General features: G+C 70.3%; 21 protein-coding genes and 1 tRNA gene. 6 read left to right on the top strand and 16 right to left on the bottom strand.

Annotated features, from left to right (window positions below; all coding sequences use genetic code 11):
* Positions 1–38 precede the first annotated feature (38 nt).
* The 7 genes from tmk to Q9R20_RS10875 are packed head-to-tail and all read right to left on the bottom strand — an operon-like array spanning position 39 to position 6,513.
* A complete protein-coding gene (gene tmk / locus Q9R20_RS10905) occupies positions 39–713 on the bottom strand; it encodes a dTMP kinase (protein WP_311249364.1) in 675 nt (224 codons plus the stop codon).
* Positions 710–3,616, bottom strand: coding sequence for a type I DNA topoisomerase (gene topA, locus Q9R20_RS10900; RefSeq protein WP_311249363.1), 2,907 nt, complete (start codon positions 3,614–3,616; stop codon positions 710–712). The genes tmk and topA overlap by 4 nt, the downstream gene beginning before the upstream one ends.
* A 59-nt stretch (positions 3,617–3,675) precedes the next feature.
* On the bottom strand, positions 3,676–4,005 hold the full coding sequence (locus Q9R20_RS10895) for a helicase (RefSeq protein ID WP_311249362.1): 330 nt from the start codon (positions 4,003–4,005) through the stop codon (positions 3,676–3,678).
* Entirely contained in the window at positions 4,005–4,334 is a 330-nt protein-coding gene (locus Q9R20_RS10890) for a TadE family type IV pilus minor pilin (RefSeq protein ID WP_311249361.1), read from the bottom strand. Before Q9R20_RS10890 ends, Q9R20_RS10895 begins: the two co-directional genes overlap by 1 nt.
* Positions 4,331–4,555, bottom strand: coding sequence for a DUF4244 domain-containing protein (locus Q9R20_RS10885; RefSeq protein WP_311249360.1), 225 nt, complete (start codon positions 4,553–4,555; stop codon positions 4,331–4,333). Before Q9R20_RS10885 ends, Q9R20_RS10890 begins: the two co-directional genes overlap by 4 nt.
* 30 nt (positions 4,556–4,585) lie before the next feature.
* A complete protein-coding gene (locus Q9R20_RS10880) occupies positions 4,586–5,527 on the bottom strand; it encodes a type II secretion system F family protein (protein ID WP_311249455.1) in 942 nt (313 codons plus the stop codon).
* Positions 5,527–6,513, bottom strand: a complete 987-nt coding sequence (locus Q9R20_RS10875; RefSeq protein ID WP_311249359.1) for a TadA family conjugal transfer-associated ATPase — start codon at positions 6,511–6,513, stop codon at positions 5,527–5,529. Before Q9R20_RS10875 ends, Q9R20_RS10880 begins: the two co-directional genes overlap by 1 nt.
* A 462-nt stretch (positions 6,514–6,975) precedes the next feature.
* Between Q9R20_RS10875 and acs the strand changes: the two genes are divergently transcribed.
* Positions 6,976–8,943, top strand: a complete 1,968-nt coding sequence (acs, locus tag Q9R20_RS10870; RefSeq protein WP_311249358.1) for an acetate--CoA ligase — start codon at positions 6,976–6,978, stop codon at positions 8,941–8,943.
* 203 nt (positions 8,944–9,146) lie between these two features.
* Here acs and Q9R20_RS10865 read toward each other — a convergent pair whose 3' ends face one another.
* Complete coding sequence (locus tag Q9R20_RS10865) at positions 9,147–9,614, bottom strand: RidA family protein (protein WP_311249357.1); 468 nt, start codon at positions 9,612–9,614, stop codon at positions 9,147–9,149.
* The gene (locus Q9R20_RS10860) at positions 9,611–9,829 is read right to left on the bottom strand and encodes a hypothetical protein (RefSeq protein ID WP_056229468.1); all 219 of its coding nucleotides are present in this window, start codon (positions 9,827–9,829) and stop codon (positions 9,611–9,613) included. The genes Q9R20_RS10865 and Q9R20_RS10860 overlap by 4 nt, the downstream gene beginning before the upstream one ends.
* A 117-nt stretch (positions 9,830–9,946) precedes the next feature.
* Between Q9R20_RS10860 and Q9R20_RS10855 the strand changes: the two genes are divergently transcribed.
* From Q9R20_RS10855 to Q9R20_RS10840, 4 genes are all read left to right on the top strand, one after another.
* Positions 9,947–12,646, top strand: coding sequence for a transglycosylase domain-containing protein (locus Q9R20_RS10855; protein WP_311249356.1), 2,700 nt, complete (start codon positions 9,947–9,949; stop codon positions 12,644–12,646).
* Entirely contained in the window at positions 12,643–13,566 is a 924-nt protein-coding gene (locus tag Q9R20_RS10850; protein ID WP_311249355.1) for a metallophosphoesterase family protein, read from the top strand. Before Q9R20_RS10855 ends, Q9R20_RS10850 begins: the two co-directional genes overlap by 4 nt.
* 113 nt (positions 13,567–13,679) lie before the next feature.
* Positions 13,680–15,194 carry a hypothetical protein gene (locus Q9R20_RS10845; RefSeq protein ID WP_311249354.1) on the top strand — a complete coding sequence of 505 codons (1,515 nt, stop codon included), beginning with the start codon at positions 13,680–13,682 and terminating at the stop codon, positions 15,192–15,194.
* A 242-nt stretch (positions 15,195–15,436) separates the two neighbouring features.
* Positions 15,437–15,513: transfer RNA gene (locus Q9R20_RS10840), tRNA-Pro, on the top strand.
* A gap of 142 nt (positions 15,514–15,655) precedes the next feature.
* Here Q9R20_RS10840 and Q9R20_RS10835 read toward each other — a convergent pair.
* Both Q9R20_RS10835 and Q9R20_RS10830 read right to left on the bottom strand, forming a co-directional pair.
* On the bottom strand, positions 15,656–19,048 hold the full coding sequence (locus tag Q9R20_RS10835; protein WP_311249353.1) for a LamG-like jellyroll fold domain-containing protein: 3,393 nt from the start codon (positions 19,046–19,048) through the stop codon (positions 15,656–15,658).
* Positions 19,049–19,070: 22 nt separating this feature from the next.
* Complete coding sequence (locus tag Q9R20_RS10830; protein ID WP_311249352.1) at positions 19,071–20,651, bottom strand: hypothetical protein; 1,581 nt, start codon at positions 20,649–20,651, stop codon at positions 19,071–19,073.
* A gap of 273 nt (positions 20,652–20,924) precedes the next feature.
* Here Q9R20_RS10830 and Q9R20_RS10825 point away from each other — a divergent pair, with 273 nt between their 5' ends.
* Positions 20,925–21,704 (top strand): HAD-IIB family hydrolase, encoded by a 780-nt coding sequence (locus Q9R20_RS10825; RefSeq protein WP_311249351.1) that lies wholly within the window; start codon positions 20,925–20,927, stop codon positions 21,702–21,704.
* Positions 21,705–21,760: 56 nt separating this feature from the next.
* Here the strand turns inward: Q9R20_RS10825 and Q9R20_RS10820 are convergent, their stop codons facing one another.
* The 5 genes from Q9R20_RS10820 to Q9R20_RS10800 form a co-directional block, all read right to left on the bottom strand.
* Positions 21,761–22,582 carry a siderophore-interacting protein gene (locus Q9R20_RS10820; RefSeq protein ID WP_311249350.1) on the bottom strand — a complete coding sequence of 274 codons (822 nt, stop codon included), beginning with the start codon at positions 22,580–22,582 and terminating at the stop codon, positions 21,761–21,763.
* 10 nt (positions 22,583–22,592) lie between these two features.
* On the bottom strand, positions 22,593–23,363 hold the full coding sequence (locus tag Q9R20_RS10815) for an FCD domain-containing protein (RefSeq protein WP_311249349.1): 771 nt from the start codon (positions 23,361–23,363) through the stop codon (positions 22,593–22,595).
* A gap of 63 nt (positions 23,364–23,426) precedes the next feature.
* The gene (gene galE, locus Q9R20_RS10810; protein WP_311249348.1) at positions 23,427–24,455 is read right to left on the bottom strand and encodes a UDP-glucose 4-epimerase GalE; all 1,029 of its coding nucleotides are present in this window, start codon (positions 24,453–24,455) and stop codon (positions 23,427–23,429) included.
* A 29-nt stretch (positions 24,456–24,484) separates the two neighbouring features.
* Positions 24,485–25,090, bottom strand: coding sequence for a thymidine kinase (locus Q9R20_RS10805; protein ID WP_311249347.1), 606 nt, complete (start codon positions 25,088–25,090; stop codon positions 24,485–24,487).
* Between the two features lie 7 nt (positions 25,091–25,097).
* Positions 25,098–26,573: a malate:quinone oxidoreductase gene (locus Q9R20_RS10800; protein ID WP_311249346.1), complete on the bottom strand. Its 1,476-nt coding sequence runs from the start codon at positions 26,571–26,573 to the stop codon at positions 25,098–25,100.
* Between the last annotated feature and the right edge of the window lie 64 nt (positions 26,574–26,637).

Below are 26,637 nucleotides of genomic sequence, written 5' to 3'. Positions count from 1 at the left end.
CAGACCGGACGGAGAAGACCCGCGGCCCTGCGACCGTCTCAGCCCAGCCGCGCCGCCACGGCATCGCGTACGCGCTGCGCGAGCGCCTCGGCCGGCTGCGTCGCATCGAGGACGAGGAAGCGCTCCGGCTCGGCGGCGGCGAGGGTGAGGAAGGCGGTCCGTACGCGCGTGTGGAAGTCCTCCTTCTCGGCCTCAAGCCGGTCGAAGGGCTTGTCGTCGGCGTCGAGTCGGCGTCGCGCGGCGGCCGGGTCGAGGTCGAGCAGGACGGTCAGGTCGGGCAGGAGCCCGTCCGTGGCCCAGAGCGAGAGCGCGCGCACGTCGTCGGCGTCGAGGACCCGGCCCGCACCCTGGTACGCCACCGACGAGTCGAGGTAGCGGTCCTGGATCACGACGTCTCCGCGCGCGATGGCGGGTCGTACGACGGTCTCGACGTGGTGCGCGCGGTCAGCGGCGTACAGCAGCGCCTCGGCGCGGGGATCGATGTGGCCGCGGTGGTGCAGCACGATCTCGCGGATGCGCACCCCGACGTCGGTCCCGCCCGGCTCGCGCGTGCGGACGACGTCACGGCCTCGATCTCGCAACCAGTCGTCCAGAAGAGACGCCTGCGTGGTCTTGCCCGCGCCGTCGCCGCCCTCGAAGGTGACGAACAGTCCGGGACCACCGGCCGCCGCCGCCCGCGGGGCGTGCAGCGGCCGGTCGCGGTCGTCGGTCACGACTTCTTCGCCGGCGCCTTGCGCGTGGTCGTCGTCGAGCGGGCCGTCGTCTTCGGCGCAGCCGTGTCGCCCGTGGTCGTCTTGGCCGCCGTGCTCTTCGCCGCGGTGGTCTTGGCCGCGGTGGACTTCGCCGCCGTCGTCTTGGTCGCCGTCGTCTTGGTGGCAGTGGACTTGGTCGCGGTCGTCTTGGCCGCGGCCGTCTTGGCCGCGGCCGTCTTCGACGCCGCCGGCTTCCGCGCCGCTGCCGTCTTCTTCGGCGCCGGCCCCTTCGCGCGCTTGTCGGCGATCAGCTCGACCGCCCGCTCGAAGGTGATCTCCATGGCGTTCTCGCCGCGCGGGACCGTCGCGTTGGTCTCGCCGTCGGTCACGTACGGACCGAAGCGGCCGTCCTTGAGCCTGATCGGCTTGCCGCTGACCGGATCGGCGTCGAACTCCTTCAGCGCGCTGGAGGCACGGCGGGCTCCGTACTTGGGCTCGGCGTACCTCGCGAGCGCCTCTTCGAGCGTGATGTCGAAGATCTGCTGCTCGTTGTCGAGCGAACGCGAGTCCGTGCCCTTCTTCAGGTACGGGCCGAATCGGCCGTTCTGCGCCGTGATCTCGGCATCCGTCTCGGGGTCGACACCGACCACGCGCGGCAGCGACAGCAGCTGGAGGGCCGTGCCGAGGTCGATCGTGTCGACGGACATCGAGCGGAAGAGCGACGCCGTGCGCGGCTTGGGTGCGGCTTCCTTCTTGGCGCCGCGCTTCTTCGGGGCCTCGACGACCTCGCCCGTGGCCTGATCGACCTCGTCGGGCTCCTCGGCGTCGACCTCTTGCACGTAGGGACCGAAGCGCCCGTCCTTGACGACGACGAGCTTGCCGTTGTCAGGGTTCTCGCCGAGCACCCGGTCACCGGCGACGGGAGCCTCGATGAGCTCCTGCGCCTTCTCGGGGGTGAGCTCGTCGGGGGCGAGGTCTTCGGGGATGTTGACGATGCGGGGCTTGGCGTCGGGGTCGGCGCCGGGCTCCGTGACCTCGAGGTAGGGTCCGTACTTGCCGAAACGCAGCGTGGCCGTGTCGGTGATGCGCGTCGAGTTCAGCTCGCGCGCGTCGATCTCGCCGAGGTTGTCGACGATGTGACGAAGCCCGACCTGCTTCTCGGAACCGAAGTAGAAGGACTTCAGCCATTCGGTGCGCCGCTGCTCGCCGCGGGCGATCGCGTCGAGGTCGTCTTCAAGGGCAGCGGTGAAGTCGTAGTCCACGAGGTCGGCGAAGTGCTCTTCCAGGAGCCGCACGACGCTGAACGCGAGCCAACTGGGCACCAGGGCCTGACCGCGCTTGGTGACGTACCCGCGATCGAGGATCACGCCGATGATGCTGGCGAAGGTCGACGGGCGACCGATCCCCTTCTCTTCGAGCGCCTTGACCAGGCTCGCTTCGGTGTACCGCGGCTTCGGCGACGTGCTGTGCCCCTTCGGCTCGACGTCGCTGACGCGCAGCTCGTCGCCCACGGCGACCGCCGGCAGCGACTGGTCGGCGTCGTCGTCGTTGCGCTTCTCATCGGCACCCTCTTCGTACGCCTCGAGGAAACCCTTGAAGGTGTAGACGGTTCCGGATGCCGTGAACTCGGCCACCTGCGCACCGGCCTTCACCGTGAGGGTGACGGTGGTCGTCTCGTACTTGGCATCCGCCATCTGGCTGGCGATCGTGCGCTTCCAGATCAGGTCGTAGAGCTTCTGCTCGTCACGATCGAGCGACGACGCCAACGAGGCGGGCGTGCGGAAGGTCTCGCCGGACGGGCGGATGGCCTCGTGAGCCTCCTGCGCGTTCTTCGACTTGCTCTTGTACACGCGCGGGTTCGCGGGGACGGCCTTGTCGCCGTACAGCGCGACCGCCTGAGCGCGTGCTGCCGAGATGGCCTGCCCGGAGAGGGCGACCGAGTCGGTACGCATATAGGTGATGAAGCCCTTCTCGTAGAGCCGCTGTGCGACGCCCATGGCGTGCTTGGCGCTCATCGAGAGCTTGCGACCGGCCTCCTGCTGCATCGTGGAGGTCGTGAAGGGGGCGCGCGGGCTCCGCGTGCCGGGCTTGGCCTCGACCTTGGCGACGGTCGCGGTGCCGGCGGCGGTGATCGCCTCGGCGAGCGCACGGGCCTGCGTCTCGTCGAGCACCACGACGGCCTTCTTGAGCCGGCCGTTGTCGTCGTAGTCGCCGCCGCGGGCGATGGGGGCGCCGTCGAGACGGTTCAGGCGCGTGGTGAAGGACGAGCCCGCCTGGGAGGCGAGGGCTTCGACGTCCCAGTAGGAGGCGGACACGAATGCCATGCGCTCGCGCTCGCGCTCGACGACCATGCGGGTCGCCGCGGACTGGACGCGCCCGGCGCTGAGCGCGGTGCCCTCGCGGCCGGAGCCGACCTTGCGCCACAGCACCGGCGAGACGTCCCAGCCGTAGAGGCGGTCGAGCACGCGGCGCGTCTCCTGCGCGTCGACGAGCGAGACGTCGAGCTCGCGCGTGTGCTCGGCGGCCTCTTTGATGGCGTCCTTCGTGATCTCGTGGAAGATCATGCGGCGGACGGGAACCTTGGGCTTGAGGACCTCGAGCAGGTGCCACGCGATGGCTTCGCCTTCGCGGTCGCCATCGGTGGCGAGCAGGACTTCGTCGGCCCCCTTGAGCGCGCGCTTGAGCTCGGCGACCGTCTTGGTCTTGCGGTCGTTGACCACGTAGAAGGGGTCGAAGTCGTTCTCGACGTCGATGGAGTACTTGCCGTACGCCGCCTTCTTGTCGGCCGGGATCTCTTTCTTCGACGCGAGGTCTCGGATGTGACCGACCGAGCTGAGCACCTCGTAGTCGTCGCCGAGGTATCCCTGGATCGACTTCATCTTCGTCGGGGACTCGACGATGACGAGCTTCTTGCCGTTTGCCACTGGGGTCCTTTCGTCGATGCACACCATACACACGCCTCCCTGTTCGGGATCCGGGAGGACTACGGGCTCGGAGTTTCGGGGGGTCCGGCCCGCGAGCGCGCATCGAATGAGATTCCACCGTACGCCCCGGCGACGGTGATGGTGGAGATGAGGCCCGCGACATCGCACTCTTCCAGCTGCGCTCCGCCCTCTGCGGCGATGCGGGAAGCCAGCTCGCACGGCACCCCCGCGACCGCTCCGCTGGCGACGTCGGCCGCGGCGAGTGCGGCGGCGTCCGCGACGCCCGCCAGCCGCTGGGCGGCGATGGCCGCTCCCCCGACGATCGCGAGGGAGACGGTGAGGCCCGCGGCGACGGCGACGACCCCCACCGTGGAGATCGCCCCCGCCATCAGCGCCCTCCGTCGAGGGCGCAGGCGCGCGCCGACACCGGGGGAAGCGGCAGCGCCACCGGGACGGGGACGGTCGCCGACACGCACACCGTCCCGTCGCGTCGGTCGACCGTGGCGTCACCACCGGCCGAGGCGACGGCGGCGAGCGCTCCGTCGTCGCCTCGGCCGAGAAGCCGCGCGGACTCGGTGACGGCGTGCTGCAGGCGCACGCCGGTCGCCGCGGATCCGAGGACGCCGACGCCGAGCGCGAGGACGACCACCACCGCGGGGAGTGCGACCGCGAACTCGGCCGTCACCGCTCCGCGCTCGTCGAGCGGGCGGCCGATCATTGCACCGTGAGGGCGCGACGGACCAGGTCGGTCAGGATGCCGCGCACCTCGTCGCTGCGCATGATCACGACGAGCAGTCCCGCGAACGCCACGGCGGCCATGGTCGCGATCGCGTACTCGGCGGTGGCTGCCCCGCGCTCGTCGAGGAAGAGGGCGCCGGCGCGGGCGCCGGTGAGCGGGGGCAGAGCGGCGGAGGTGCGGGGACGGAAGAACGGATTCATAGGAGCTCCTCGGGGATATCGGTAGGGCGGTCAGAGAAGAACGGGAGATCGCAGGATGCCGAGCATCATCGGGGCGACCGCGAGAAGGAGAAATGCCGGCAGCGTGCACACCCCGAGAGGGATCAGCAGCCGTGTCGACAACCGGGCGGCGGCCGTGCGGCCGTCGGCGCGGGCGCGGTGGCGTGCGAGCCAGGCGTCGCCGCGCAGGAGTTCGACCGCCGGGACACCCGCGCGCACCGCGAGCCCGAGGGTGGCGTCGACGGCCTCGTTCTCGTCTGCCGGCGACCCCGCGGCGCGGAGAGGGGAAGAAGCGACGACGACGCGGGCACGATCGACCGAGGCGCCGGCGGACAGCGCGACCGCCCACAACTCGGCGCGCAGGCCCCGGATCGCGGGCGGCGGAGACGCCGAGCGCGTCAGCCGCCGGGACCAGAGCCGTCCGGCGATGACGAGCGCGAGACCCGCGCCGAGGCAGGCCGCCCCGAGCGGCTCGGTGGTCAGGACGCCGACCGTGTCGACCCCGAGCGCGGCCCCCATGGGGATGCCCAGCAGCGGCAACCAACCGAGCAGACGCGCGGTGGCCGCGGGTTCGGCGAGCGCGACGCGCACGTCGGCGGCCACCTCTTTCGCGTCCCGGAGGGCGACGGCGACGCCGCGGAGGGTCTCGGCGAGCGGCGCACCGGTCTCGACGGCGACGGTCCACACCGCCGCGATCTCTACCCACGCGTCGCCGCCGCACCGGAGCGCATGACCCACGTCCGCGCCGCGCGCGGCGGCGTCGGCGACCGAGCGGAGGGGGCCGTCGGATGCGCCCGCGGCGAGGTGCGTCCACGCGCCCGCCGGGGTGAGACCCGCCGCGAGCAGGACGGCAAGGCGCATCACCGTCTCGACGGGATCGACGTTGCCGGTGCCCCGGGGGCCGCGGCGCACACGCCGCGCGCCGTCGGGACGCGTGGTCCCTCCGGCTCGCATCACGACCACCGCTCCGGCTGGATGACGAGACGACCGTCGCGGACGAGAGGCCGCCCCCATCCCCCCACGCGACGGCGGCCCGCCGCGCGCTCGACCTGAACGATGGCTCCCACGCCGCTGGCCACCTGGCGCGCCGTGGTCGTGGCATCCATTCCGGAGAGCGCACCGAGTGCCTCGAGGCGGGAGGCGACGTCGATGAGGCTACTCGCGTGGAGGGTCCCGGCACCGCCGTCGTGGCCGGTATTGAGGGCCATGAGCAGTTCGCGCAGTTCCTCGCCGCGGCATTCGCCCACGACGAGGCGATCCGGCCGCATGCGCAGGGCTTCGCGCAGCAGTCGGGCCAGATCGATGCCGCCGGTGCCCTCGATGTTGGGCTGGCGCGCCTCGAGCACCACGTGATGGGGGTGCGCGGGACGCAGTTCGGCGACCTCCTCGATCGTGATGATCCGCTCCCCCACCGGCACGTGCGAGAGCAGGGCGGTCAGCAATGTCGTCTTACCCGCACCGGTCGATCCGGTGACCAGGATGTTCTCCCGGTCGTCGACGAGGGCCTCCAGCTTCTCGCGCTGACGGGTCGTGAACATCCCGCCCCGCTGCAGCGTCTCCAGATCGGGAGCGGCCCACCGGGGCACGCGTATCGACAGGGTGGTTCCGCGGGCGGCGACCGGGGCGAGCACGGCGTGCGCACGGATACCGCCGTCGAGGCGCACGTCGACGCAGGGCGACGCGTCGTCGAGGTGGCGCCCGCCGAGCGCGATCAGGCGGACGGCGAGCCGACGCACCTCGCTCTCGGACGCGCTCCACGAGGCGACGCGTTCGATCCCCTCGCCGCGGTCGACGAACAATCCGCTCTCGCCGTTGACGAAGACGTCGGTGATGGCCGGATCGGCGAGGAACGGCGCCAGGAACGCCAACGCCGGGTCGTCGTTCCACGCGGGAGAGGAACCGACACGGGGCAGGAGCCGGAGAGGTCGAGGCGAAGGCATGCCGGAAACCTACGGACGACCCGGAGTGCTCCGCGGCGGCCGTGGCCGGATCCGTGGACGGGTCCGGGTCGCCGCCGGCTGGGGAGGAACGGCCGCGGCACCAGCGCCATCTCGTGCCGGCGCGGGCGTTCGGCCGGACGGATCGACCCGATCGGGCCGGAAAAAGAAGGGGGCGGCATCCCGTCAGTGGGGGGCGAGGGATGCCGCCACGCGTCGGGGGAAAATTGGGGGGCTCCCCCCGACGCGAGCGCCGGAAGCGATGTTCGGGCGGTAGACAGCGTACGCGGGCGGCAGGGCGCAGCCAAACGACACGACCTATTCATCGCGATATATCACCTGTTTCCCGGGTCGCGAGATGCCAACTATCGGAGGTGGCCGCTGTCGGAGGCGGTGACTAACGTGACCGCAATGAAGACGTCGCGCACGGTCGCGCGCGTCTCGTGACCGCGAAGGAGCGCCGCGATGAGCAGCCAGATCGACCACCTCCTCACCGAGACCCGCCGGTTCGCCCCGTCGGCCGAGTTCGCCGCCCACGCCGTCGGCGACCGCGCCCTGTACGAGCGCGCAGCCGAGGACCGCGAGGGCTTCTGGGCCGACCAGGCCCGCGAGCTGCACTGGCACACGCCCTTCACGCACGTTCTCGACTGGTCGAACCCGCCGTTCGCGGAATGGTTCGCCGACGGCGAGCTCAACGTCGCCTACAACTGCCTCGACCGACACGTCGAGGCGGGCCACGGCGACCGCATCGCTCTGCGGTGGGAAGGGGAACCGGGCGACCAGCGCAACGTCACCTACGCCGAACTCACCGACGAAGTGAAGCGTCTCGCGAACGTCCTCATCGACCTGGGCGTCGAGCAGGGCGATCGCGTCGCTCTGTATCTGCCGATGATCCCCGAGGCCATCGCCTCGATGCTCGCCGTCGCCCGCATCGGCGCGGTGCACTCGGTCGTGTTCGGCGGGTTCTCCGCCGACAGCCTCCGCGCCCGTATCGACGACGCCGGTGCGAAGGTCGTCATCACGGCCGACGGCGGATGGCGCAAGGGCAAGGTGTCACCCCTCAAGCCCGCGGTCGACCAGGCTCTCGCCGACCGCAACGGTTCCGGCATCCAGGAGACCGTCGAGCACGTGCTCGTCGTCAAGCGGGGCGGCAACGAGGTCGACTGGACCGAGGACCGCGATCTCTGGTGGCACGACGTGGTCCCGCAGGCGGCCGCCGAGCACGAGGCGCAGGCGTTCCCGGCCGAGACGCCGCTGTTCATCCTCTACACCTCGGGCACGACGGGGAAGCCGAAGGGCATCCTGCACACCTCCGGCGGCTACCTCACTCAGGCGGCGTTCACCAACCGCGTCGTGCACGACGTCCACCCCGAGACCGACGTCTACTGGTGCACGGCCGACATCGGCTGGATCACCGGCCACACCTACGTCACCTACGGCCCGCTCGCGAACGGCGCGACGCAGTTGCTGTACGAAGGCACGCCCGACACCCCGCACCCGGGCCGCTGGTGGGAACTCATCGAGAAGCACGGGGTCACGGTCTTCTACACGGCCCCCACCGCCATCCGTTCCTTCATGAAGATCGGTCGCGACGTCCCCCAGAAGTTCGACCTGTCGTCGCTGCGCCTGCTCGGCTCGGTGGGCGAGCCCATCAACCCCGAGGCGTGGGTCTGGTACCGCGAGATCATCGGCGCCGACGAGACCCCCATCGTCGACACCTGGTGGCAGACCGAGACCGGCGCCATCATGATCTCCGCCCTCCCGGGCGTCACCGAGACCAAACCCGGTTCGGCACAGGTCCCCGTGCCCGGGATCTCGATCGCCGTGGTCGACGACCAGGGCGAGCCGGTCGGCAACGGAAGCGGCGGCCTGCTCGTGGTCACCGAGCCGTGGCCGAGCATGCTGCGCGGCATCTGGGGCGACCCCGACCGCTATCGCGAGACCTACTGGGAGAAGTTCGCTGAGAAGGGGTACTACTTCGCGGGCGACGGCGCGCGCCTCGACGACGACGGCGACGTCTGGCTCCTCGGTCGTGTCGACGACGTCATGAACGTGTCGGGCCACCGCCTCTCGACCGCCGAGATCGAATCGGCCCTCGTCGGCCACGAAGGTGTCGCCGAAGCGGCGGTCGTCGGAGCGTCCGATGAGACGACCGGCCAGGCCGTCGTCGCGTTCGTCATCGTCAAGAGCCGCTACCTGAAGGAGCACCCCGTCGAAGGCCTCGGCGATGAGCTGCGCACCTGGGTCGGCCAGCAGATCGGACCGATCGCGCGTCCCCGCGACGTCTACATCGTCGGCGAACTGCCCAAGACCCGCTCGGGCAAGATCATGCGACGGCTCCTTCGCGACGTCGCCGAGGGCCGGGAGGTCGGCGACACGACGACGCTCGCGGACACCGCCGTCATGAGCGTCATCAGCGCCCAGGTGAAGTGAGCGCCCGGTTCCGGATGCCGGCGGGCTGAGCTCGCGGCATCCGGAGCCCTTCCAGCCGAGCGACGGATGCCGCTGCTGTACGTCGGAGACGACTCGCGAGGACGTATCTCGCGCCGATCCTGCCCGCGGGCTCCGGCACCACTCCCCCGGCGTCCTGAGCGCCGTGGCGGAAACTCACGCTCCGAACGACGAAGGTCGCGGGATCAGGCGACGGTGAAGACGACCTCGACCTCGACGGGGCTGTCCAGCGGCAGCACGGGCACACCGACGGCCGAGCGCGCGTGCGCCCCGGTGTCTCCGAACACCTCGCCGAGGAACTCGCTCGCACCGTTGATGACGCCGGGCTGGCCGGTGAAGTCGGGGACGGATGCCACGAAGCCGGTGAGCTTGAGGACTCCGGTGAGGTTGTCGACGCCGCCGACGAGGGCCGCGGCCGCGGCGATCGCGTTCAGCGCGCACTGACGGGCGTACGCCTTTGCGTCGGCGGGGGCCACCAGACCCTCGGATTCCCCGACCTTGCCGGTCGCCGGGAGCGCACCCTCGACCATGGGCAGCTGACCGGAGGTGTAGACGAGGTCGCCGTACCTCTTGGCGGGGATGTAGGAGGCGACCGGGGGCACGACCGCCGGGACGTCGACGCCGAGCGCGGCGAGGCGCTCCGAGACGCTCACTGCTGGCCCTCGAACTGGCGTGCGGCGGTCTCGGCGGCACCGAGCCCGGCGTTGGCCGCGCCCCCGCCGGTGGGACGCTTGAAGTACGCGACGAGGCCGCCTTCGGGACCGGTCACCACCTGCACGAGTTCCCAGCCCTGCTTGCCCCAGTTGTTGAGGATCGCGGCGGTGTTGTGGATCAGCAGCGGCGTGGTGAGGTACTCCCACGTGGTCATGTCGGGCTCCCGGCGGTGGGTCGGAGCGCGCGGGTGTCGCGCGCGGGGATGGACGCGTACGCGCGCGAGCGCACGCCTTCGAGGCATCGCCCAGCAACGTCGCTTAGCATCAAGCCTATGCCCGAGAACAAACGAACGGCTAGCGGTGCCCTCGGCGGCATCGTCGGCCTCGTCGGCCTGAGCGCGGTCGCCGGACTCCTGGTCACCGCCGCCGTGACGCCGGCCATCGCCGTCTCCGGTGCCGCTGCCTCCAGCGCCATCACGCTCTTCGACAAGATGCCGAGCTACCTGCAGCCCGACGAGCTCATGCAGCCGACGACGCTCATGGCGGGTGACCGGGTGCTGGCGAAGTTCTACGACCAGAACCGCTCCCCCGTCACCTTCGACCAGGTCAACCCGGTCATGTACGACGCGATCCTGTCGTCGGAAGACCCGCGCTACTACCAGCACGGTGGTGTCGACCTCATCGGTACGACGCGCGCTCTGCTCAGCAACGCCTCGGGCGGCGAGACGCAGGGTGGATCCTCGATCAGCCAGCAGTACGTCAAGAACGTGCTCGTGCAGCGATGCGAGCGCGACGCGCGCGCCACCGAGGCCACCGAGACCACCGCCGCGATGACCCGCGACGAGGCGCTGCAGCAGTGCGCCCTGGCGGCCGTGCAGGCCGAGGGCGCCGAGGGCTATCAGCGCAAGCTGCAGGAGATGCGCTACGCCATCCAGCTCGAGAAGGAGTACACGAAGGACCAGATCCTTCTCGGCTACCTCAACATCGCCAACTTCGGTGGCGTCACCTACGGCATCGACGCCGCAGCGAAGCGCTACTTCAACGTCTCGGCCGCCGATCTGAACGTCGGTCAGGCCGCGGTCCTCGCGGGCATGGTGCAGAACCCCAACCGCTTCCGCATCGACCGCCCCGACGGCTCGATCGTTTACGGGGACGGCACGTCGGAGAACAAGGCTCCCGACGGTTCCATCGACGACGTTGACCAGGGCACGATCCAGGGTCTGTACACGCTGCGCGACAACGGCGAGATCACCCAGGACCAGCTCGTCGCCGCCGCCGACGGCTACAGCGAGACCAAGGGACGCCAGCTCTACGTGCTCAGCCGCATGGAGGCCGACGGCAAGATCACGCACGAGCAGTACGTGCAGTACGCGGTCGAGCCGATCACACCGCAGATCTCCGAAACCGAGCAGGGGTGCGCTTCCTCGGGTGCCCCGTACTTCTGCCAGTACGTCGTCTCGACCATCCTCAACGACCCGGCTTTCGGCGCCGAGACCGATGACCGTGTCCGAGCGCTGCGCCAGGACGGTCTGACGATCCAGACGACGCTCGACTGGCGCATGCAGGATGCCGCTCAGAACACGATGAACGAGAACGCGCCACAGAGCTATGAGGGAATGAACTTCGGTTCGACCGCCGTGAGCCTCGAGGCCAAGACCGGGCGTGTGCTCGCCATCGCCCAGAACACGAAGTTCACGCAGGATTCCGAGCTCTCGAAGTCAGACCCGTCATACAATCAGATCGTCTTCGCCGGGGACTCGGAGAACGGCGGCTCGATCGGCTTCAGCGTCGGATCGACGTTCAAGCTCTTCACGCTCGTCGATTGGCTCGAGAAGGGCCACTCGCTCAATGAGACGCTCAACGGGCGGCTCCAGCCCGTGCCGAACATGACGAACTCCTGCTATGGGAACTGGGTCAATCCTGGTGGGATCCGCATCAATAACTTCGCTCAGGACCCCGGCTACGTCGGAACGCCCATGATGTTCACGCGCGACTCGCTGAACACCGGATATCTCGCCATGGCCGCCGAGCTCGACCTCTGCGACATCTCGAAGGTCGTCAAGAAGCTCGGCGTGCAGACGGGTGACGGCCGCGAGATCAAGATGGAGAACGCCAACGAGGTCATCGGTAGCGACAACGTCTCGCCCATCGCGATGGCGGGGGCGTTCGCGACCGTCGCCAACGGCGGCAGCCAGTGCCAGCCGAAGGTCATCGACAAGGTGACCACCGCCAGCGGCGAGGAGCGCCCGATCCCCGAGCGCACCTGCACGACCGCCCTCACCCCGGAGATCGCCGCGACCACCGCATACGCCCTGCAGGGCGTCATGGCCCGAGGCGGCACCGGCGTGGCCGCCAACCCCGGCGACGGCACGCCCGTCATGGGCAAGACCGGTACCCACGAGGGTCACGAGACGTGGATGATCGAGTCGTCCACGAACGCCACCACCGCCGTGTGGGTCGGCAACTGGGAGGGCGATGTCGACCTGTTCCGCAAGTACTACAACCGCACCGAGCTGAGCAGCATCCGCTACATCCTGGCCCGCGACATCCAAAGTGCCGCGAACGAGTTCTACGGTGGCGACCGCTTCCCCGACCCGGTGTCCAACCTGTTGCGCACGCAGCAGCGCGATCTGCCGAACGTCGTGGGCCAGAGCATCTCGGCCGCCACATCGACCCTGCAGAACGCGGGCTTCCGCGTGAACGTGGGCGATCCCGTCGACTCGCCCTCGGGTCCCGACACGGTCGCCGCTCAGAGCCCCGGTGGCGGTTCGGCTCCCGCCGGCTCCGTGATCACCTTGAGCCCCGGCAACGGTCAGGGCGCCACGGTGCCGAACGTCGCGGGGCAGAACGTCAACGCGGCCCGCGCCAGCCTCGCCGCGGCGGGCTTCGGCAACGTCTCGATCGGCTCGTGCCAGAGCGAGCCCGGTGCGCCGCCGGAGGGTCAGGTGACCGGCACGAACCCGGCCGCCGATTCCGCGGCCAACAAGAGCACGGCGATCGCCCTCACGGTCGTCGCCCGGCAGTGTCCGTGACGCGCCCGCTCGTGACGGCCGCCCTCGCGCCCCTCGGGGTCGCGGGGGCGGCCGCCGTCGGGGCCGCGGCCTGGGGCATCGGGGTCGAACGGTATCTCTTCACGGTGCGCTACCACGCTCTGAGGGTGCTCCCGAAGGGCTCCGAGCCGATGCGCGTGCTGCACGTCTCGGACGCGCACATGGCGCCGTGGCAGCACCGCAAGCAGGAGTGGATGGCTCGCCTCGTCGAGCTCGCCCCCGACCTCGTCGTCAACACCGGCGACAACCTCGGCCACCGCGACGGACTCACCGGGATCCGCACGGCGTTCGCTCCGCTGCGCGGCGTCCCGGGACTCGTGGTGCACGGATCGAACGACTACCAGGAGCCCGCACCGAGGAACCCGCTACGGTACTTTCTCGGCCCCTCGGGCAATGTGCCCAAGCACAAGCATCTCGACGTCGATGCGCTCGATCGTTTCTTCACCGACGACCTCGGGTGGAGCATCCTCGACGACACGGCCGTCTCGATCGAGATCAACGGCCTGCGCGTCACCGCTTTCGGCGTCAACGACGCGCATCGCCGGTGGGACCACCCCGAGCTCATCCCTCCGGTCCTCGAGGAACTGGATGCCGCCGACCTCACGCTCGGCGTCATGCACGCGCCGTATCGGCGGACGCTCGACACGTTCGTGGACCTCGGCGCCGATGTGCTGCTGGCGGGTCACACGCACGGCGGTCAGGTACGCGTGCCCTTCAGCCGCAAGGCGCTCGTGTCTAATTGCGACATCCCGCTCGAGCAGGCGCGGGGTCTGAGCGAGTGGACGCACGAGGGGCGGACGGTACCGCTGAACGTCAGCGCGGGTCTGGGCCACTCCATCTACGCGCCGGTGCGATTCGCGTGCCGCCCGGAGGCGACGCTGCTGACGCTGCTTCCGCGCTGACCCTCCTGCACATCCCACGAAGGGGCCGATCCATCCACGGATCGGTCCCTTCGGTCGTTTCCGGCGCCGCTCGATGTCGCACGATCGAGGCTCCTCGACCGAAAGGACCTCGAATGCACCACCCTCCCCCGTTCCGGCGCCGACTGCCCGCCTTCCTCGCCGCCGCGGCCGTCCTCCTCGGCGGCATCGGTCTCGCCGCCCCCGCCGCCCGTGCCGCCGACAGGGGTGCCGGCTTCGGCACGTGGGCGCCGTTGTCGAGCACCGGCTGGCACGGTTCGATGCTCGTCGACGGCGTGCACACGTACTGCATCCATCCCGGCCGCCCGGTCGCCACCGACCCGTCGACCGACCACGGGACGACCTCGAACGTCGAGGGTTTGAACGCGCAGCAGCTCGTCTCGATCAACCACCTCGTCAGCACCTACGGACAGACCGGCGACGCCGTGCAGGCCGCCGCCGTCAGCTGGGCGGTCAAGGCGGTCGCCGACCGCGACACCACCCTGCACTCGTGGGGCTACACGGGCGACGACCTCGGCGAGGCGATCGACTACATCATGCGCCGCGCGAGCCCGGAGAACAGCCAGGCCGTGCGCGAGCGCGCACTGCAGTACCTGGCCGAGGCCGAAGCGGTACCGGTGCCGCGGGCGGGCGGCTCGCTGTCGTTGACCACGGCGGACAACGACCCGACGCACGGAACCGTCGTCGCCGACGTGGACCCCGCCGCAACGGGCACCCTGCGCCTGCAGAACGCGGTGTTCGCCGATACCGGCGCACCCGACCGCGGCGACGTCCGCACCGGCCAGGTGTACGACATCGTCGCACCGGCGACGGCCTCTGACGACGGCCGCCCCTACACCGTGCGCGCCGACGCGACGTTCTCCGTGCGACAGGCCGCGATCCGGTACTACACGACGCCCGATCAGCAGGAGTCCGCCGGTCCCGCGGATCCCCTGCGGTTCGACTTGTCGGCTCAGGATGCCGCGCCCCGCCCGGTGCGCTTCTCCCCCCGTATCGAGACCACCGCGCGCATCGAGGACGGTCGATTCGTCGACGAGGTCCGCGTGTCCCCGGCCGACGGCGTCTGGCCACGGCACGAGGACGGCTCGTTCGTCGTGATCTCCGCTACGGCCGACCTCTACCGCACCGGCGCATTCCCGGCTGAGTCGGAAGAGATACCCGCGAACCTCGAGCCGGTGATGACTCTCGACCTGCGCACCGATCCCGCGCGAGGTGCGGGCGCCTACGAGGTGGCCAGCGGGCGGGTTCCCGGACCGGGGGTCTACACGGCCGTCTGGCGGATCGACAGCGCGGCGCAGGACGCCGACGTCGTCCCGCACCTGCCGCCGGGATTCTTCTGGCGCGAGCGCTTCGCAACGCCGACCCAGACGGAGCAGCTCGTCCCGATGCCCCCGGACGACCCGACTCCGACGCCGACGCCCACCCCGACGAGCCCGGCGCCGGCCGTTCCGACCGCTCCCCCCGCGCCTCCCGCCGCGCCCGCAGCCTTGGCCGCGACCGGCGCATCTGTCGCCTCGCTCGGGGGTGCCGGCGGCGCTGCCGCGGTGGTCGCAGGCGTCGGCCTCCTCGCGTGGCGGGCGATGCGACGTCGGGCGACGACGCAGGCCTGACCGGGTGTGCCCGGTCGCGACCGCCCGTCCGCGTCCTGCGGCGGGCGGTCGCATCCCCGCGCCCGTCCCCTTCGGACCTCCGCGAGGTCACATCCCGCACCCGCAACGTCGAGCTCGGCGCGGTCGCATCCCGCACCCGTCACCGCGAGCTCCGCGCGGTCTCCCTGACGCACGCGTGACGCGCCCGGCGCGCCCGTGGTTCGGAGCATGCCTCCGGACGGGGTAGACTTTACTGGTTGCAACGGGGTGTGGCGCAGCTTGGTAGCGCGCGTCGTTCGGGACGACGAGGCCGCAGGTTCAAATCCTGTCACCCCGACCACTGCATCACCAGAAGGGCCCTTCACGGACGTGGAGGGCCCTTCTGCATGTCCGCGAGAGGTCCGCATCGACGAGGTCCGCACCGAGTGCGGATGCCGGCATGCTCCCGCACTCGGTGCGCCTGTATCTCAGGCGTCCTCAGCTCACTTCGACACGAGGGTCAGGGTGAGCGTCGACGCATACGTCCCGGCCGCGACGTTCGCCGGCGGGGCGAACGTCAGGTCGGCGCCCCAGCGTGCACCGGTCAGTGTGGTGCTGACCGCCGCACTGTCGGCGATCTTCTGCGTACCCGCGGTCGACCCGGGGGCGCCGAGCGAGACGCCCGACGGCGGTGCATACCCGGCGGCGGTCGTCGGCACGAGAGTCAGCGTTCCCCGGTCGAGGGTCTGCTCGCCGCGGAAGTCGCTCCAGCTCGCGGACAGCTCCCATCCGCGCAGCACGGCACGGTCATCCACCACCGTGACGATGCCGAGCGGGCGCGTGGCACGGGTCCCGCGAGCGACGGCTCCGAAATCGACCGTCGTCTTCTCGGCCGAGAGCGACCACAGGTCGCTCGCCGTGACCGCGGCGGCCAGATCGAGCGCCTCCGGCCGGTCCTCGCCCGGCGTGATGGGCTTGTCGAACTCACCCCACACGAGGACGGTGAACTCGGCGTCGCCCGGCTGGGTCAGCGCGAGGGTGTGGTGACCCGAGGGAAGAGTCGAGATGTCCACCTCGACGCGTCCGGACGGGTCCGCCTGCACCTGCGTCCCGACCTTGGTCGGCGTGGACCACGCCCAGACGTCGAGCTTCTTCCCGGCGTTCGCCGCGCCCGCCGACACCACCACGGTGCGAGCCCCGGGCGCCGGGGTCGAGACGTCGACCTTGCCGGCGGTGGATCCGGAAGGCTGCGTCGGCGCGACCGGATCGGGCACGTCGGCGGTCACCGCGAGCGTCTGCCAGCCGAGGAGCTCCCCCGTCGACGTGTAGACGGCGATCCGGTACGAACCGGCGGCCACCGCGCGCGGCACGGTGAAGGTCACCGCCCCCGATGTCACCGTCGCCCGGCCCAGACGGGTCGTGCCGGCGAAGAGGTAGGCGTGCAGGTCGCCGCCCTCGGGGGCGGTCGGAACGGTGACGGTCACCGGGTTCGCGTGCTCGACCCGCGCCGGTGCGACGGTCACCTTGTTCTCGGCCGCCGGGGACAACCCCGCCTCGGACGGACGCCACGCGTCGTCGACGCCGATGGTCAGGCTCGTCTTGTACGGAGCTCCCGTGCGGCTGCCGAGCGTCTGCGAAAATGCCAGCGCGTGCAGCCCCACCCCGGCGAGCGGACGATCCAGCACGATCCGCCACGTGCCGTCGGCGCCCACGACCGTGGAGCCGGCGGCGCGATCGTCGACCGTGAGACCGACGGTGGTGCCCGCCGAGCCGGTGCCGGTGACCTCGGCGATGCTCGTTCCCGACGCCTTGACCCCGGCGAGATCGGTGCTCACGGCGAAACCGGAACCGTCTGCGGCGATGTCCTGCCGTTCGAAGAGGAACTGCTGCGGGGCGAGCGCGTGGTCGACGATGCGGGTCTCGCCGATGCACCCGTTCCAGCCGTGCTCGGGCTCGGTGTTCCAGGTGGAGGCGCCCAGGATCCACGGCATGAAGTCGGCCGCCATCATGCCGCCGACCTTCGCGGCGTTGCGCAGCACCGGCACGCCGTCGACGTACATGATGACGGTGCGCGCGCGCGGGTCGCCCACGATCGCCACGTGGTGCCAGCTTCCGGGCATGATTTCACCCGACCACAGGGTGTACGAGTTCTTCGTCTGCGTGTCGGCCGCGGAGAACTGGTATTCGCGCAGGTTGGAGATCCCCAGCCATGCCGCGCCGGCCCCAGCATCCGAGGTGTCGTTGATCCCGATCCACTGCCGGGCTCCGCCCCGAGTGATCGCGGCACCCCAGCGGTTCGCCGCCTCCGTCCAGTCCCCGCTGAGCTGGACGAACGTCTCCACTGTGTAGCCGGATCCGGCCGTGAGGTTCGCAAAGGTGGCCGGGGCGCCGTACTCCGTGGTCAGGTACGACAGGTTGTCCCGTGCGCCGCTGTTGCGGTGCACGTTCGAGAAGCACGCTGCACCCTTGTCCGCCGAGTAGAACGGCACATTGGTGTGGGTGATCGTCAGGTCCTCGGGCTTGTCGTCGGCGTCCGTGGCATCCACGGGGTTGCGGTACATCGGACTCGCTCCGGCGATGTCGGGAATGACGGTGGTGTCGCCCACGGCACCCTCGGGGACCGTCCCGAACCGCCAGTGCGCGATCGTGCCCGCGACGCGGTGGTAGTCCTCGGGCGAGCCCGCCGCCTCCCGGCGGTCCTGCGTCGTACCGGCCGTCCACCCCGTCGAGACGATCTGCTTCGCCAGAGCGGTGAGATCGACGTCGTCGACGTCGGATGCCGCGGGCGCGGTCCAACCGAAGCGCCCGGCGAAGTCGACGTCCATGCGCATGTTCTGTCCCGGTCCCGTCAGCACGGGCGTGTCCGTCGACGTGCGCGAACCGGAGCTCTTCTTCCCGACCCAGGGTGAGACGGTCGACAGCGAGACCGCGTTGCCGCTCAGGTCGAACTCGAGCAGCGACATGATGCCGTTGCCGCCGTCGGCGGCCATCTGGTAATCCGCGAGGATCTCGTAGACGGGATGGCCGGCGTCGTTCGTCAGCGTGCGCATCGTGGAGCCGTGGAAGTGCCCGTTGAGCGTCAGCACGATCTGGTCGTTCTTGCGGATCAGCTTGTCCCAGAGCAGGTCGCCGTACCACCAGCTCTCGGGCGAGACCTGGTCCTGCGCGATGCCGATGATGGCGTGCGACGTCAGGATCACGGGGACGCCCGGCTGGGAGGCGAGGATGCCCTGCGCCCACGCGAAGGTGTCGTCGGAGGCGTTCCAGCCGAGCGACAGGACGATGAACGGTCGCCCCTCGGCGGTGAACCGGTACGCCGAGGAGTACCCGTTCTGGAAGGTGCCGAGCAGCGTGCTGCCGGCCTGGGCGGCGAGTCGCGTCGCGCCGAATCGGGCCAGGTAGTTCGCCGCGTTCCCCGTCGAGGAACGGGCGCTCTGGTCGGCCACGTCGTGGTTACCGGGAATGATCGAGTACGGCACGCGACCGTTCTCGAGGATCTTCATGGCCCGGTCCGCGGCATCCCATTCCCCCGACACCCACTGCTGGTCGACGACGTCGCCCAGCTGTAAGGCGAAGGGGATGTTGAGGGCCGCCTTGTTGTCGACGATCCACTGGTTCTGCACCTCGAACGGGTTGGTGCCGTACTGCGGCATGAACTGCGAGGCGCTGTAGCGGGAGTAGAACTGCGTGTCGGGGAGCACCGGCAGGACGAAGCTCGAACGCGGGGTCGCGGTCGGCGCGGCCGTCGAGGCGGTCCGCGCCTCGGCAGCGGTAGCGGGGGCGGCGGCGCCGACTCCGAGGAGGGATGCCGCCAGAGCGGCGACGGTGGCGAGCGCGGTCGCGGCGCGCACCGAGCGGCGCGGCGAGGGCGGACGAACGGGCAGAAGGGTGTTCACGGGAAGCCTTTCGGGGAGCGGGTCAAGAGGCCGGCGTCGGCTGAGGACCGTAGGCCTCGATCTCCGACAGGGTCATCCAGGTCGCGGAGGACTTGTTGGTGATGATCACGCGCACGCCGGTGGCGACGACGGGCTGCGAGGTGGTCTCGAGCGACAGGTTGGCTGCGGTGTTCGCGACGGGCCAGGTGCCGCCGCTCGGGAGGTTCTTCCAGCCGCCGAGGAGCGTGCGGTACTGCACGGTCACCGCGCCGATGTTCTGCTTGCCGCCGATGTCGTAGACGTTGACGCCGGTGATCTGGCGGGGCTGGTCGAACGAGAAGGACACGCGGTTCGGGTTGACGCGGTTGGCCGAACCACCGCTGCGCCAGTCGGCGAAGCCGGTCACGCTGCGGTTGCCGTCCGTGAGCGCGAGAACCGTGGAGTCCTTGGCGAGGTAGTCGACGTGCACGCCCGGCTGACGCAGCAGGTTGACGCGCTGTGCGGCGCTGAGAGTGATGACGAGTCGAGCGGCGAACGCGGTCGAGGTCGCCGGCACGACGACCGTGCCGGGGGCGGCCAGCGTCGAATCGGAGACGGCGCTCCAGTTCCACGTGATTTGCTCGGTCACGCGCGCACCGGTGTCGCCGATGGGACGCGACACCGTCCGCGGGGCGCGCATCTGCAGCTCCTTCACCGTCGCCCCGGCGTAGGAGGAGAGCGTCGAGTCCGTCGCGTCACCAGGGGCACCGATCGCGAACGTGACCGAGAGGTCGACGTTCTCCCCGAAGAAACCCGTCGACGTGCCGGACACGGTGACCGTCCCCGCGCTGTTCCACACCGACGGATCGGGCATGCGCCAAGCCACCGTGGTGAGGGGCGTGGACATCCCCCAGCTGTACTGCGCGGAGAGCCCCGTCGGCATCGCGGGCACCGCGCCCGGAGCCGCGACGACGGTGCTGGTGGCGACGGTGGGGACGAGGGAGCGCAGACGCCACTGCTGCACGGCCGCACCGGCGGTGTTCAGCGTGTAGGTCTGCACCTCCGATCCGTCGGCGGTCTTCCAGTTGTACAGATCGAGCGCGGCCGCCTGCCCGTCGGCATCCTTCTGCACGTTCACCAGGGCCACCGCACCGTTGCCGGCGTCACGCGCCTCCCACTGTGCGTAGGGGTCCTTCGCCGCGTCCGCGGCGGAGGTGGTGGTGAGGTAACGGAACGTCGAGACGTCGTTGCGCGAGCGCGCGAGGGCGCGGTCGTTCTGATCGGCGATGACGAAGACGTTCGTCGCGCCTGCCACCGGGTACAGCCGCAGTGCTTGAGCGCGCAGCGCCGCGGCATCCGAGGTGCGCATCGACTCGATGGCGGCGGCCGCCCGCTCGGTCGCGCCGGGGGCGCTGGAGACCTGCGCGTTCGGGTCGCCGATCTGCGCCACCTTGCCGGTGGCGTGCGCGCTCTCGAGCAGGGTCGGCTGCGCGGCGCCCAGGCCGGCGTAGGTACCGCCCGAGGCCGCCGAGACCGCGCTGCTGAGAGAGGCGGCGACGGCCGGCGAGACGGCGGCGAGGGTGACTCCGACCACCACGGCGACCGCGGCGACGGTCCGGGGATTTCGGAGGGACAGACGTTTCATCGAGGAGGGGTCCTTTCGCGACGATGCCCCCTGCTGCCGGGGGCGCGGCGAACGTACCGACGCCGAGAGGAGTCCCCGTGGTTGCGAGGTATACCGCGGGTGAATGCGACACCGCCGAGGCATGGCCACGTCAACATGTGGTGTCGGGGGCAGCCGCAAGGGCCGGATATCATGGACGGCGGACCTCCGCCCGCTGCCCGCGGACTCGAGGCGCGGACGCGGCGTGGACCGCGGCGCCGTCGAGGGTCCCTCTTCCCGCCTGACAGGAGCACCGTGTCCGACGCCTCGCCCCGCCTCGTCGCCTTCGATCTCGACGACACCCTCGCCCCCTCGAAGACCGCGATCGACCCCCGCATCGGTGACCTGCTGCTCGCCCTCGCCGAGCGCGTCGAGGTCGCCATCATCTCTGGCGGTCAGCTGCAGCAGTTCCGCAGCCAGGTGGTCGAGCGCCTGCCCGAGGCCTCGCCCGAGCTGCTGACGCACGTCCACCTCATGCCCACATGCGGCACGCAGTACTACCGCCTCACGCCCGCCGGCATCCGGACGGTCTACGCGCACCCGCTGACCGACGACGAGAAGCAGCGCGCCCTCGCCGCCGTGCGCGAGGAGGCTGAACGACTCGGGCTGTGGGAGGCGGAGCCCTGGGGCGACATCCTCGAGGACCGCGGGTCGCAGATCACGTTCTCCGCGCTGGGCCAGTCGGCTCCGCTCGAGGCGAAGATGGCGTGGGACCCCACCGGCGAGAAGAAGAACTCCCTTCGCGAGGCCGTCGCCGCTCGCATCCCCGACCTCGAGGTCCGCTCCGGCGGATCGACCTCGGTCGACATCACCCACCGCGGGATCGACAAGGCCTACGGGATGAACAAGCTCGCGGAGGCCACCGGCATCCCCCTCGACGACATGCTCTTCGTCGGCGACCGCCTCGACCCCGACGGCAACGACTACCCGGTCCTGGCCATGGGCGTCGAGTGCCAGGCGGTGCACGGCTGGGAGGACACCGCCGCGTTCCTCGACAAGCTCATCCCGACGCTGCCGGAGCGTACCGCGGCCTGAGCACCCGTCTTCGCGAAAGAGCCGGTCCTGACGCGTTCGGAACCGGCTCTTTCGCGTCAGAGGATCTGACCGATGGGCTCGCGCTTCTCGGCCTGGAACCGGTCCTCCGTGCGCCCGTACGCCCAGTAGCCCGACAGCGACACCTGGTCGCGGGCGAGACCCCAGCGCGAGAACACGAGATCGCGCATCGCCTTCATGGCCTCGCGCTCGCCGTGCGCGAAGACCTGTCCGCGCCCGGGAAGGGGATGCCACCGCCCCACCGCCTCGGCGAGGACGGGCGTCGCGCCGGCCTCGGCGTCGCCGCGGTGCACCCACGTGACCTCGACGCCCGACGGCGCCTGCAGCGACACCTGCTCGTCCGGGCTCTGCACCTCGAGGAACGCCGCGCCGGCGGCATCCGGGGACAGCGCCTCGAGGGCCCGGGCGATGGCCGGCAGCGCCGACTCGTCGCCGATGAACAGGTGCCAGTCTGCCGCGGAGTCGGGGGCGTAGCCGCCGCCGGGAGAGGACACGACGAGCCGGTCCCCCGGCTGGGCGCGCGCCGCCCACGGGCCTGCGAGGCCCTCGTCGCCGTGGACCACGAAGTCGATGGTCAGCTCGTCGCCGTCGACGGCGCGCACCGTGTACGTGCGGGTCACGGGGAGGTCGTCGGCAGCGAGCGTCTCGCGCAGCGCGGCGAGATCGTAGGGCGGCTCGAGACCCAGCTCGGGCTTGACGAAGGTGATCTTGACGTACGCGTCGGTGTGCGGGCTCTCGCGGAACGCGACGAGACCCTCGCCCCGGGCCCGGATGCGCACGAGGTGAGGAGTCAGTCGCTCGGTGTCGACGACGTGCAGGACGTGCTGGGGGCGCGGCGGGCGCGCGGGACGATCGGTCACGGTGTTCCTCTCACTCGTTCGCGGTACGCACCGCGGCACGTGCCGCTTCGCCGACGGCGCCGTCGGCGGCATCGCCCGGGCTGAGAGCTTGCGCGACCTCGGTGTAGTAGTCGGTGATGTGCGCACGGACCGTCTCGCGCGCGTCGACCGCGTCGCCACGCGAGACGGCGTCGACGATGTGCCGGTGCTCGCGGCGCAGACGTTGGGCGACGTCCGCCCAATCGTCGAGACGGGCGGCACCCGCGCTCGTGTACGCCTCGATCGAGCTGCGCAGCCCCGCCATCATCGCCGAGACGACGGCGTTGCCGGACGCCTCGGAAAGCGCCTGATGGAACCGCGCGTCGAGAGCGAGGAACTCCGCGGGAGCGAGGTCGTCGGCATCCATGGCATCCAGGATGCCGATGATCTCGGTCAGATCGGCGGACGTCTGCGCGAGCCGCTCGGCCACGTCGCACTCGAGCACGATACGCGTGCGGACGACATCGGTGAGGGGGAACCCGTTCGCGGCCACCTGCAGGCGCAGGAACGCCGCGAGGCCGCCGCGCGGGGTCGTCACGATCATCGCGCCGGCCGTCGGACCCGACCCGGTCGCCGTGCGGACCACGCCCAGCACCTCGAGCACGCGGACGGCTTCACGAACGCTGGAGCGTCCGACGCCCACCTGTGCCGCGAGCTCGCGCTCGGGGGTTAGGCGATCCCCCGGCGACAGTCGACCGTCGCGCAGATCGCCCTCGATTCGTTCGAGCACAACCTGCCACGCCCGTTGTGCGGTGTCGGCCATGGCATCCCCCGTTCGACCGGTCGTGACGGTGTGGCCGGACCACACCACCCTACGCGCGGATCGTCAGGCGTCGGCGGCCGTGGCGTACCCGGCGGGGTTCGTGGTCTGCCAATTCCAGTAGTCGCGGCAGGCGTCGTCGATCGTCAGACGCGTGCGCCATCCGAGCACCTCGCCCGCCTTGGCGGGGTCGCAATACGTCGCCGCTACGTCGCCCGGGCGGCGGTCGAGCATCTTCTTCGGCAGCTCGTGGCCGACGGCCTTCTCGAACGAGGCGACGAGCTCGAGCACGCTCACCGGACGCCCCGTGCCCAGGTTGAACACCCGGTGGCCCGGCTGCGCCTGCTCGAGGGCGGCGACGTGCCCCTCGGCGAGGTCGACGACGTGGATGTAATCGCGAAGGCCCGTACCGTCGGGGGTGTCGTAGTCGGAGCCGAAGACACCGATCTCGTCGAGGCTGCCGATGGCCACGCGCGAGACGTACGGCATGAGGTTGTTCGGGATGCCGGCGGGGTCCTCGCCGATCAGACCCGACGGGTGCGCGCCCACCGGGTTGAAGTAGCGCAGGACCGTCACGTTGAGCTCGGGGTTCACGCGTGCCACGTCGGCGAGGACGACCTCGTTCATGCGCTTGGACTTGCTGTACGCGTTGGAGAGGTCGATGCTCGTCGTCGACTCCTCGGTGAAGGGCAGATCGGCCGGGTCGGAGTAGACGGTGCCGGTGCTCGAGAAGACGAACGACCGGATGCCGCGCGCGATACCGACCCGCAGCAGCGCGAAGGTCGTGTCGAGGTTGTTGGAGTAGTACTCCAGCGGCTTCTGCGTCGACTCTCCCACGGCCTTGAAGGCGGCGAGGTGGACGATCGCGTCGATCGGGCCGTGCGCGTCGAACGCCGAGGCGACGACCGCCTCATCGGCGGCATCCCCCACGATGAGGGGGGCCGGCTTGCCGGTAATCTTCTCGACCCGCTCGGCGGCGACCGCGTGCGTTCCGGACAAGTCGTCGAGGAGGACGACGTCATGACCGGCTTCGAGGAGGGCGACGGCGGTGTGGGTGCCGATGTAACCGGCACCGCCGGCCAGGAGAACGCGCATGCCTCCAGGCTATCGCTCGGCGGGTGGGGTCACCGTCCGTCGAGGCGCCCGCCGGACTCGCGCAGGTAGCAGGCCGCGCACATCGACTCGTACGTGACCTCGCCCTGGATCTGCCCCTCGTCGATCGCGACCTGGTCGCCGTCGAAGACGAACCGACCGCCGACGAGACGGGCGTTGAAGATCGCCTTGCGTCCGCACCGGCAGATCGTCTTGAGCTCCTCCAGGCTGTGCGCGATCTCCATGAGCCGCGCCGATCCGGGAAAGGCCTCCGTGCGGAAGTCGGTGCGGATGCCGTAGGCGAGCACCGGGATGCCGTCGAGCACGGCGATGCGCAACAGATCATCGACCTGGCCGGCGGTGAAGAACTGCGCCTCGTCGACGAGCAGGCAAGCCACCGGCGCGTGGCCGGCGGCCGCGTGGAACACCGCGCGCAGATCGTCGTCGGCGGCCACGAGGAAGTCGACGGGACGGGTGACACCCAGTCGGCTCTCGATCTGATCGGCGCCCTTCGTGTCGATCTCGGGCTTGGCGAGCAGAACGCGCTGTCCGCGCTCCTCGTAGTTGTACGCCGCCTGCAGCAGGGCCGTGGACTTGCCCGAGTTCATCGCCCCGTAGCGGAAGTACAGCTTCGCCACGCGGGACTCAGGGGTTGATCGCGAGCGCGTGAGCGGTGGCATCCAGCTCTTTCCGCGCCATCTCGGGACGCGTGTTGAGCGTCTCGCCGTAGCTGGGGATGAGGTCGCGCAGGCGCGGCTCCCACTCGGCCATGCGCTCGGGGAAGCACTCCTTGATGAGGCCGAGCATGATCGACACCGCGGTCGATGCACCCGGGGAAGCGCCGAGGAGCCCGGCGATCGAGTGGTCGGCGGAGGTGACGACCTCGGTGCCGAACTGCAGCACGCCGCCCTTGGCCTTGTCGCGCTTCATCACCTGAGCACGCTGACCGGCGTCGAGCAGCTCCCAGTCCTCGTCCTTCGCGGTCGGCATGAACTCGCGCAGGCTGTCGACCTTCTTCGCGTGGGTCTTCAGCAGCTCGCTGACCAGGTACTTGATCAGGCTCGGGTTGTCGACGGCGACCTTCAGCATCGGGAAGATGTTGTGCGGGCGAACCTGGGTGACGATGTCGAGCATCGAGCCGTTCTTGAGGAACTTGGGGCTGAAGGTGGCGAACGGCCCGAACAGCAGCGCCGCCTCACCGTCGACGACGCGCGTGTCGAGGTGCGGCACCGACATGGGCGGGGCTCCGACCGACGCCTGGGAGTAGACCTTGGCCCGGTGCTTCGAGACGATGTCGGGGTTGGAGGTCTTCAGCCACTGCCCGCCGATCGGGAAGACGCCGTAGCCCTTGATCTCGGGGATCCCCGAGCGCTGCAGGAGCTTGAGCGCCCACCCGCCCGCGCCGACGAAGACGAACTTCGCGTTGATCGAACCGGGTGTGCCGCCGATGACGTGGCGGTACGACACCTCCCACGACCCGTCTTTCTGCTTCTTCAGCTTCTTGACGTCGTGGTTCGTGGCGACCTCGACGCCCTTCTCGCCCAGGTTCGCGAAGAGCTGGCGGGTGAGGGAGCCGAAATCGACGTCGGTGCCGGCGGGAACGCGCGTGGCCGCGAAGGGCTCGTCCTTCTTGAGACGCTTCTGCATGAGCAGCGGCGCCCACTGGTTGATGACGCGGGAGTCCTCGCTGTATTCGATGCCGGCGAACAGCGGCTGCTCCTTGAGCACCTCGTAGCGCTTGCGGAGGTAGGCGACGTCTTTCTCGCCGCGCACGAACGTCATGTGCGGCGTCGCGTTGATGAACGTCGACGGCTCGTCGAGCACGCCCTCGGCGACGAGTGACGCCCACAGCTGACGGCTCTGCTGGAACTGCTCGTTGATCGCGACGGCCTTGGCCGGGTCGAGCGAACCGTCTTTGCCCTCGGGCATGTAGTTGAGCTCGCACAGCGCCGCGTGACCGGTGCCCGCGTTGTTCCACGCGTTCGAGCTCTCTTGCGCGACGTCGCTGAGGCGCTCGAGCACCGCGATCTTGAGATCGGGCTGGAGGTCTTTCAGCAGCGTGCCGAGAGTCGCGGACATGATGCCGCCACCGATGAGCAGAACGTCGACGTTTTCAGTCACCCGACGATTCTAGGTGCGAGCCGAGAGGTGTCTCGACATCAAGAGAACCAGCGGTTCGATGTCG

The organism is Microbacterium sp. PRF11 (assembly GCF_031844085.1).
In the GTDB taxonomy this organism is placed as follows: Bacteria; Actinomycetota; Actinomycetes; order Actinomycetales; family Microbacteriaceae; genus Microbacterium.
This window is presented reverse-complemented; position numbering and strand designations above follow the sequence as displayed.

Excerpts from the sequence above, each read along its gene's own strand:
- Q9R20_RS10895 (WP_311249362.1), bottom strand. The coding sequence starts at position 4,005 with ATGGCGGGGGCGATCTCCACGGTGGGGGTCGTCGCCGTCGCCGCGGGC.
- Q9R20_RS10890 (WP_311249361.1), bottom strand. The coding sequence starts at position 4,334 with ATGATCGGCCGCCCGCTCGACGAGCGCGGAGCGGTGACGGCCGAGTTC.
- Q9R20_RS10885 (WP_311249360.1), bottom strand. The coding sequence starts at position 4,555 with ATGAATCCGTTCTTCCGTCCCCGCACCTCCGCCGCTCTGCCCCCGCTC.
- Q9R20_RS10880 (WP_311249455.1), bottom strand. The coding sequence starts at position 5,527 with ATGCGAGCCGGAGGGACCACGCGTCCCGACGGCGCGCGGCGTGTGCGC.
- Q9R20_RS10875 (WP_311249359.1), bottom strand. The coding sequence starts at position 6,513 with ATGCCTTCGCCTCGACCTCTCCGGCTCCTGCCCCGTGTCGGTTCCTCT.
- acs (WP_311249358.1), top strand. The coding sequence starts at position 6,976 with ATGAGCAGCCAGATCGACCACCTCCTCACCGAGACCCGCCGGTTCGCC.
- Q9R20_RS10860 (WP_056229468.1), bottom strand. The coding sequence starts at position 9,829 with ATGACCACGTGGGAGTACCTCACCACGCCGCTGCTGATCCACAACACC.
- Q9R20_RS10855 (WP_311249356.1), top strand. The coding sequence starts at position 9,947 with ATGCCCGAGAACAAACGAACGGCTAGCGGTGCCCTCGGCGGCATCGTC.
- Q9R20_RS10845 (WP_311249354.1), top strand. The coding sequence starts at position 13,680 with ATGCACCACCCTCCCCCGTTCCGGCGCCGACTGCCCGCCTTCCTCGCC.
- Q9R20_RS10830 (WP_311249352.1), bottom strand. The coding sequence starts at position 20,651 with ATGAAACGTCTGTCCCTCCGAAATCCCCGGACCGTCGCCGCGGTCGCC.
- Q9R20_RS10815 (WP_311249349.1), bottom strand. The coding sequence starts at position 23,363 with ATGGCCGACACCGCACAACGGGCGTGGCAGGTTGTGCTCGAACGAATC.
- galE (WP_311249348.1), bottom strand. The coding sequence starts at position 24,455 with ATGCGCGTTCTCCTGGCCGGCGGTGCCGGTTACATCGGCACCCACACC.